The sequence below is a fragment of the Kribbella sp. genome (assembly GCF_035687465.1).
Classification (GTDB): Bacteria; Actinomycetota; Actinomycetes; order Propionibacteriales; family Kribbellaceae; genus Kribbella.
In genome coordinates this window covers 1-6592 of the sequence record NZ_DASRXP010000009.1, presented here as the reverse complement: position 1 = coordinate 6592, position 6592 = coordinate 1, and the positions used below count along the sequence as shown (strand labels likewise).

12 protein-coding genes are annotated in these 6592 nt (G+C 67.0%); 5 read left to right on the top strand and 7 right to left on the bottom strand.

Annotated features, from left to right (window positions below; all coding sequences use genetic code 11):
- The coding region (locus tag VFG33_RS00365) for a helix-turn-helix transcriptional regulator (RefSeq protein WP_325021083.1) at positions 1 to 485 on the top strand (485 nt) is incomplete at its 5' end.
- Positions 486 to 613: 128 nt separating this feature from the next.
- Complete coding sequence (locus VFG33_RS00360) at positions 614 to 1459, top strand: LppU/SCO3897 family protein (RefSeq protein WP_325021082.1); 846 nt, start codon at positions 614 to 616, stop codon at positions 1457 to 1459.
- Positions 1460 to 1461: 2 nt separating this feature from the next.
- On the opposite strand, the gene VFG33_RS00355 is transcribed toward VFG33_RS00360, so the two are convergent.
- Both VFG33_RS00355 and VFG33_RS00350 read right to left on the bottom strand, forming a co-directional pair.
- A complete protein-coding gene (locus VFG33_RS00355; RefSeq protein ID WP_325021080.1) occupies positions 1462 to 1887 on the bottom strand; it encodes a nucleoside deaminase in 426 nt (141 codons plus the stop codon).
- An 11-nt stretch (positions 1888 to 1898) separates the two neighbouring features.
- Positions 1899 to 2732 (bottom strand): LLM class flavin-dependent oxidoreductase, encoded by an 834-nt coding sequence (locus tag VFG33_RS00350; protein ID WP_325021078.1) that lies wholly within the window; start codon positions 2730 to 2732, stop codon positions 1899 to 1901.
- Between the two features lie 93 nt (positions 2733 to 2825).
- Between VFG33_RS00350 and VFG33_RS00345 the strand changes: the two genes are divergently transcribed.
- Positions 2826 to 3284 (top strand): Lrp/AsnC family transcriptional regulator, encoded by a 459-nt coding sequence (locus VFG33_RS00345; protein ID WP_325021076.1) that lies wholly within the window; start codon positions 2826 to 2828, stop codon positions 3282 to 3284.
- Positions 3285 to 3293: 9 nt separating this feature from the next.
- Positions 3294 to 3614, top strand: a complete 321-nt coding sequence (locus VFG33_RS00340; RefSeq protein WP_325021074.1) for a MazG nucleotide pyrophosphohydrolase domain-containing protein — start codon at positions 3294 to 3296, stop codon at positions 3612 to 3614.
- Between the two features lie 3 nt (positions 3615 to 3617).
- Here VFG33_RS00340 and VFG33_RS00335 read toward each other — a convergent pair whose 3' ends face one another.
- The 4 genes from VFG33_RS00335 to VFG33_RS00320 are packed head-to-tail and all read right to left on the bottom strand — an operon-like array spanning position 3618 to position 5622.
- On the bottom strand, positions 3618 to 3971 hold the full coding sequence (locus tag VFG33_RS00335; protein ID WP_325021072.1) for a YciI family protein: 354 nt from the start codon (positions 3969 to 3971) through the stop codon (positions 3618 to 3620).
- Positions 3968 to 4387, bottom strand: coding sequence for an OsmC family protein (locus VFG33_RS00330; RefSeq protein WP_325021070.1), 420 nt, complete (start codon positions 4385 to 4387; stop codon positions 3968 to 3970). Before VFG33_RS00330 ends, VFG33_RS00335 begins: the two co-directional genes overlap by 4 nt.
- Positions 4388 to 4442: 55 nt before the next feature.
- Complete coding sequence (locus VFG33_RS00325; RefSeq protein ID WP_325021068.1) at positions 4443 to 5093, bottom strand: SDR family oxidoreductase; 651 nt, start codon at positions 5091 to 5093, stop codon at positions 4443 to 4445.
- Positions 5094 to 5133: 40 nt separating this feature from the next.
- Complete coding sequence (locus VFG33_RS00320) at positions 5134 to 5622, bottom strand: nuclear transport factor 2 family protein (RefSeq protein ID WP_325021066.1); 489 nt, start codon at positions 5620 to 5622, stop codon at positions 5134 to 5136.
- A gap of 95 nt (positions 5623 to 5717) precedes the next feature.
- Here VFG33_RS00320 and VFG33_RS00315 point away from each other — a divergent pair, with 95 nt between their 5' ends.
- Positions 5718 to 6194: an RrF2 family transcriptional regulator gene (locus VFG33_RS00315; protein ID WP_325021064.1), complete on the top strand. Its 477-nt coding sequence runs from the start codon at positions 5718 to 5720 to the stop codon at positions 6192 to 6194.
- On the opposite strand, the gene VFG33_RS00310 is transcribed toward VFG33_RS00315, so the two are convergent.
- Positions 6195 to 6592: AMP-binding enzyme (locus tag VFG33_RS00310; RefSeq protein ID WP_414672908.1), on the bottom strand; the 398-nt coding region annotated here is incomplete at its 5' end.

The window sequence follows — 6592 nt, the reverse complement described above, 5'->3', positions numbered from 1 at the left end:
TGACCTACTCGAGCCGTGGACGTGGTTCGGAGCGGCTGATCGACCCGCTCGGACTGGTCGACAAGGACGACGTCTGGTACCTGATCGCCGGGACGGAGAAGGGTCAGCGCACCTTCCGGGTGGATCGGATCGCCGCGGCGGAGACGACCGACCTGGCGGCTGAGAGGCCGAAGGACTTCGACCTCTCGCAGGAGTGGGCGCGGGTGGTCGACGAGATGGAGCAGCGGCGTTCGGGGATGTCGGCGACCGTGTTGATCGAGGAGCGCTACCTCCGGGTGATGCAGGACCAGCTCGGCCGGCACTGCGAGGTCGACGGCCCTGTCGACGACGGCCGGATCCAGTTCCGGATCACCGCCCCCACTCCCCTGATGATCGCCCAGCACCTAGCCGGCTGGGGCGGCCTCATCGACGTCCTCGATCCCCCGTCCGTTCAGGCCGAACTAGCCCGCCTCGGCGCCGAACTCACCACCCGCTACGCCACCTGAATCCCGCCGCGACCACGGGGACTGTAAGAGATCTGATAACTGGGGGGTTTGGGTGGGGTGAGTGAACTGGTGGGGTGAGTAGGGTGCGGTGTTCGGTTTGTCCTCACTGCTAGTAACAGGAAGTCTTCGTGACCACTACCCCGCCTCAGCCGCCGCAGAACCCCTACCCCGGGCAGCCTGGCCCCGGCTACGGTCCGCCGCAGCAGCAGTTCCCGCAGTACAACCAGCCGCCGCCCGTGCAGCCTGCGGGTGGGCAGATCGGCCAGCCCGCGCCGCCGCAGTTCGGGCAGCAGCCGTTCGGGCAGGCGCCGCTTGGGCAGCAGGGGGTCCAAGGGCAGCCGCAGTTCATGCCGCCCGCTTTTGACAACTCCATCTGCAGGTTCTGTGGTTCGGTGCCGGCGGTCCAGGCCACGGTCCGTGGGCACCAGGGGCTGTTGATCATGATGCGGTTCCTGAAGCTGGAAGGCCCGTTCTGCCGCAGTTGCGGGATCGCGACCTACCGCGACATGACCACGAAGAGCCTGTGGCAGGGCTGGTGGGGCTTCGCGTCGTTCATCATCAACCCGATCACCATGCTGGTGAACCTGCCGACGCGCGCGAAGTTCGGCAAGCTGCCGGAGCCGGTGCCGGGTGCGCCCGGGCAGCCGATGAATGTCGGCAAGCCGCTGTTCAAGCGCCCGGCGATCGTCATGCTGCTGATCCCGTTCGCTCTGATCGCGTTGATCGTGTACGGCGCTTCGCAGTCGACGTCCAACGCCAGTGCTGGGGACTGCGTCCAGAACAAGGGCACGGCGGGCTCGCCGGACGTGTCGGTGGTCGACTGCGGTTCCAGCGACGCGGAGTACAAGATCATCGGCAAGATCGACGGCAGCGCGAACGCCGACGACTGCGCGGCGCAGTATCCCGACTACGCCGTGGCCTACTCGGAGGAGCGCGGCTCGTCGAAGTACACGCTCTGCCTCGTCCCTAACTGACCTCAGGTGTAGTAGCCGTCCACGGGAACACGGGCCTCGTCGAACAGGGCGGGGCCCTCCGTGGGCACAGGCGCGAAACCGCCTGACGGTTTGAGGGTGTTGAGTTGGTCGCCGGACAGCGCGTAGACGACCCGGCTGAGCCCTGATCGCTCGATCGCGCCCGCGCACATCCCACACGGTTGGCAGCTCGTGTACATCGTCGTGCCGGCGGCGGTCCCCGCGTCCAACGTCCGCGCGGCCCACTTGGCGAGCTTGAGCTCGGGGTGTGCGCTGATGTCGCTGTCGGTGATGCTGCTGTTGCGTTCCTCCGCGATCACCGCGCCGTCCGGTCCGACCAGCAACGAGCCGAACGGCGGGTTCCCGGACTTGCGTGCCTCGGCGGCGAGCTCGATCGCTCGGCGCAGGAAGGCTTCTGCTTCGGGGGTCACAGCTACTCCATTCACTTGTTGGCGATCACGGTGGCCAGTGCCTGCCAGGCAACCTCAGGATGCTCGGTCTCCGCCGGGTCCCCGACGAAAGGATCCAGTACTACGGTCTCAGCGCCGAGCCGGCGGAGTTCCTCGAGATCGCTGAGCACCTGGTCGATCGAGCCTTCGCCCGCGACCCGTTCGTCGTCCGGAAGCGGCTCGTTCATGAGTCGCAGCAGGATCCGCGGTGCGAACGCGGGCACGGGCCGCCCATCCTCCTCGGCGATGTCCCGCAGCCTGGATGTTGCTTCACGCAACCAGTCGAGCCGTTCCCGGAGCGGGTGCCAGGCGTCGCCGAGTCGGACCGCCCGACGCATCCCGGCCTCGCTGCGGCCGCCGACCCAGATCGGGATGTCGCCGCTGCGGTAGTCGGCGTCGTCCTTCCAGGCTGCACGGATCTCGGTCAGCATCTCGTCGGTGAGGCGGCCGCGGCTCTTGAAGTCGACCCCGAGCGCCTCGAACTCCTGCCGCGCCCATCCCACGCCGACACCGAGCACGAACCGTCCGCCGCTCAACTCGTTGAGGTTCGCAGCCATCCGGGCGACCAGCAGCGGATGCCGGTACGGCGCGATGAGGACCGTGGTTCCGAGGCGGATCGTGCTGGTGATGCCGGCCAGCCAACTGAGCGAGGTGAACGGCTCGTAGAAGGGTGCTGGATACTGCCGCGCTACGTCAGGGGTGATCGCGAGGTGGTCGGACACCATCAGCAGGTCGTAGCCGAGACCCTCAACCGTGCGCGCCCAGTCGCGAAGCCTGCCCGGGTTGGTGCCCGGCCCGAAGTTGGGGACGTTCACTGCTAGAAACACCCGCCCAGGCTATCCAGGCGGATGTGCCGCCTGGAAGAGATTCTTCCCGGCGTACTGGGTGCTCGGCCGTGGATCTGCCGGTATCTTGACGGGATGACCGAGACTCTCGATCCGACTGACTGGGCGATCCTGGTCGAGGTGCAGCGCGACGGCCGGATGCCGTTGACCGAGCTCGGCCGGCGGGTGAACCTCAGTGCGTCGGCGACCACCGAGCGGGTGAAGCGACTGGAGTCGGCCGGGATCATCAGCGGGTATCGCGCTGACGTGGACCTGGCGAAGGTCGGGTTCGCCGTACTGGCCGTAGTACGGCTGAAGTATCCGGGGAACAAGCACGAACCGCTGCGGAAGTTGCTCACCGAGCGCTTCGAGATCCTCGAGTGCCTGCGCACCACCGGCGACGACTGCTACACGCTGAAGGTGGCCGCCGGGTCGATGGCGCATCTGGAGCAACTCGTCAACGAACTCACCGAGTTCGGCAGCACCACCACCAACCTCGTCTACAGCCAAGCCCAGCCGTACCGCGGCCCCCAGGGGCCACCGTCAGTGCACTAGCTTCGCGGGATGGAGTTTGGGGAGATGGCGGAGTTGGCGCGTGAGGTGCGGCGGAAGTATGCGGCTGAGGAGGTCCGGAGGTACGGGCGCAGTTGGAGTCGCGAGGAGCTCATGCTCGGGTTCCTCGGTGACGTCGGAGATCTCGCGAAGCTTGTTCAGGGCAAGGAAGGCATTCGCCCGCGAGATTGCTTGGACGAGGCGTTGGCGCATGAGCTTGCCGACTGTTTGTGGTCGGTGATGGTGTTGGCTGATGCGTACGACGTCGACCTCGAGACCGCGTTCACCGACACTATGGGCGAGTTGAACGCACGCCTCGACAGCCCCGGGTGAGAGTTACCAGGGTGGGTTGGGGTCGGAGGGGTCGTAGATGGGACGGACCTCGATGGCGCCGTAGCGGGCTGACGGGTGCTGGGCGGCGATCTTGACCGCTTCGTCGATGTCAGCGCACTCGATCAGCGTCAGGCCGCCGATGAGTTCTTTGGTTTCCGCGAACGGGCCGTCGGTGATGGAGACCTCGTCTGCGCGAACGCGGACGGTGCGGGCTTCGGCGGGTGAGCGGAGACCGGCGCCGCCTGCCAGGAGCACGCCGCGGGCCTCCATCTCCTCGGTCCAACCTTCACAGCCCTGCTGGAACGCGTCGTCCGGCACCAGGCCGACATCTGCGCAGATCATCAGCAGGAACTTCATAGTGCTTCGTTGGCGGTGGTGGTGATGGGGGTGCCTAGTTCTACTGTGCGGCTGACGGTGCAGAGGCGGTCGTGGGACATTTTGAGGGCGCGGGGCAGGGTTTCGCGGGCTTTGTCGCCTGCCTCGCCTTCGGGGAAGGTGATGGTGAACTCTACGGCGAGGTTCACCAGGCGGTTGCCCTCCTCGGCGTCGCGGACCTTGTCGCCGCGCACCTCCGCGCGGAACTCGGTCGGCTCGGCGCGGCGGCTCGTCACGATGTCGATGTCGATCGCCGAGCAGGTCCCGATCGCTGCGAGGAGCAGTTCGACCGGGGTGAAGTCGGTGTCGGTGCCCTCGTTGTTGGACCCCACCGACAACGTGCCTCCGCGCACGTTGCGGACCAGGTACTTGCTGTTCTCGGTGCGCTCGAACTGCACTTGCCGGAGCGTGTCGTCGCCCATGTCTGTCCCAATCTGTTGCCGGTAGCAAACGTTAAAGAGCTTTCAGCGCCCCGTCCACCGAGCTGTCGCCGGCGATCAGTTCCAGGGTCCGGCCGATCGCGGCCGGCGTCTCGCAGAGGCCAGCCAGTACTGCGGCGACGTCGTCGCGCGGGATGCTCCCCCGGCCGGTCTTGTCCGTGAGCAGCACCTGGCCCGTGCCGGGATCGTTGGTGAGCGCACCGGGCCGCAGTACGGTCCAGTCCAGGTCACGGCTGCGCAGATCGTCCTCGGCCGCCTTCTTCGCGCGCAGGTAGATCGTGAAGCTGTCGTTCGGGTCCAGCTCGTCGACGCGGTCGGCGCCCATCGATCCGACCTGGATGTGCCGCCGTACTCCGGCCCGCTCCGAGGCCTCGGCGAACAACGCCGCCGCACCGCGGTCGACCGTGTCCTTGCGATCGTTGCCACTGCCGGGGCCCGCACCCGCGGAGAAGATCGCGACGTCGGCGTTCGCCAGTACGTCGACCACTGCAGCAACATCAGCCTGCTCGAGGTCCAGTACTGCGATCTCGCCGCCCGCCGCCGTGATGTCGGCCTCATGCGCTGGATTACGCGCCAGCCCGACCACCTCGTGCCCGGCGTTCGCCAGGATCCTCGTCAATCGCAACGCGATCTGACCGTGTCCACCCGCTATCACGACTCGCATGGGTCGAGCCTAACGCGCACGTCACCGGTTGCCGGGTTGATCAGAAGACGTAGGGGATGTCGTGGATGACGTCCTGGTGACGGATGCGCCAGACGCCGTCGGTTCGGCGGAAGGTGAAGCGGTAGTACCCGGACTCGATCGGCTTGATGGCGCCCTGGGCGCCGAAGGTGCCGGTCGGCCACCCGCCCTCGGGCTTCGGAGTTCCGACGACGTCGAAGGTGATGAACTGGGTTTCGATGCCGGCCTCGTCGCCGTCGATGGAGACCAGGTGGTCGTACGTGGTGTGGTGACTCCAGCCCAGCGACGGGTGCGGCGCCATGGCCGTGGACATGGACTCTGCGATCTGCGCTCCCCCGGAGAGGGTTCCCAGCAACTCCATCCCATCGGGCCCGCGGTGGTAGTGGACCTCGACGACCGCATCGGCCTCGTAGAGCTGTGCCAGCGCCTCGCCGTCGCGCTGGTCCGCAGCCCGGGTGTAGCGGGAAACGATCTCCCTGATCTCGCTCTCAACGCTCCTCGTAATCTGCATGTGTGAAAAATACATATCCCCCAGCAGAAATGCAACTGTAAGAGTTGCTAATATGGGTGCGTCCGGACCGAGCGGCGGAGGAAAGAGGTACGAGCATGCTGGACGTGAGGTTCTCCAGTGCGCTGAAGGCCATGCTCCTGCTGGGCCATGCCGAGGAACAGGGCAGTCCCGTCCTCACCTCGACCCAGCTCGCCAGGAGTCTGAACACGAACCCGAGCCTGGTGCGCAAGTTGATGGTCCCGCTGGTGCAGGACGCGCTCGTCGCGTCCATCAAGGGGCGCAGTGGGGGTGTCCGCCTCGGCCGGCCCGCGAACCAGATCACTCTGGGAGAGATCTACCGCTCATCCATCGGTGACAAGCCGCTGTGGGCCCCGCGGGCGGAGGGACCCCGGGAGTGCCTGGTCACCAACCACTCCGCTGAGTACTTCGTCAGGCTCACCAACGAGACCGAGGCAGCCGTCCTCGGCGCATTGGCAGGCCGCACCCTCGCCGACAGCCTCGACGAGTTGCGCGCCATCGATCGGTCCGGCGGTGCTCCCGCCGCGGAACGGCCGCTTCTCGCGCCCCGCTGATCAGGCTTCGTGGCGGAGGATCGGGCGGAGGGTTTCCAGGACTGCGGCGTCCTCGATGGTGGAGGGAACGGGTTCGTCGCGGCCGTCGGCGATTCCTCGCATGGTCTTGCGGAGGATCTTGCCGGAGCGGGTCTTGGGCAGTGCCTCGACGACCGAGACCTCCCGGAACGCGGCGACCGGGCCGATATCCCGACGAACAGCGGCGACCAGTTCCTCCCGGAGTACCTCCTCGGCGATGTCGGCGCCGGCCTTCAGGACGACGAAGCCGCGCGGTAGTTGTCCCTTGAGCGCGTCGCGTACGCCGATCACCGCGCACTCCGCGACCGCCGGGTGGGCAGCGAGAACCGCCTCCATGCTGCCGGTCGACAGCCGGTGTCCTGCCACATTGATGACGTCGT

Bases quoted from the DNA above. Each gene is read 5' to 3' on its own strand.
- VFG33_RS00315 (WP_325021064.1), top strand. From the start codon at position 5,718: ATGCTGGACGTGAGGTTCTCCAGTGCGCTGAAGGCCATGCTCCTGCTG.
- VFG33_RS00320 (WP_325021066.1), bottom strand. From the start codon at position 5,622: ATGCAGATTACGAGGAGCGTTGAGAGCGAGATCAGGGAGATCGTTTCC.
- VFG33_RS00345 (WP_325021076.1), top strand. From the start codon at position 2,826: ATGACCGAGACTCTCGATCCGACTGACTGGGCGATCCTGGTCGAGGTG.
- VFG33_RS00325 (WP_325021068.1), bottom strand. From the start codon at position 5,093: ATGCGAGTCGTGATAGCGGGTGGACACGGTCAGATCGCGTTGCGATTG.
- VFG33_RS00335 (WP_325021072.1), bottom strand. From the start codon at position 3,971: ATGAAGTTCCTGCTGATGATCTGCGCAGATGTCGGCCTGGTGCCGGAC.
- VFG33_RS00340 (WP_325021074.1), top strand. From the start codon at position 3,294: ATGGAGTTTGGGGAGATGGCGGAGTTGGCGCGTGAGGTGCGGCGGAAG.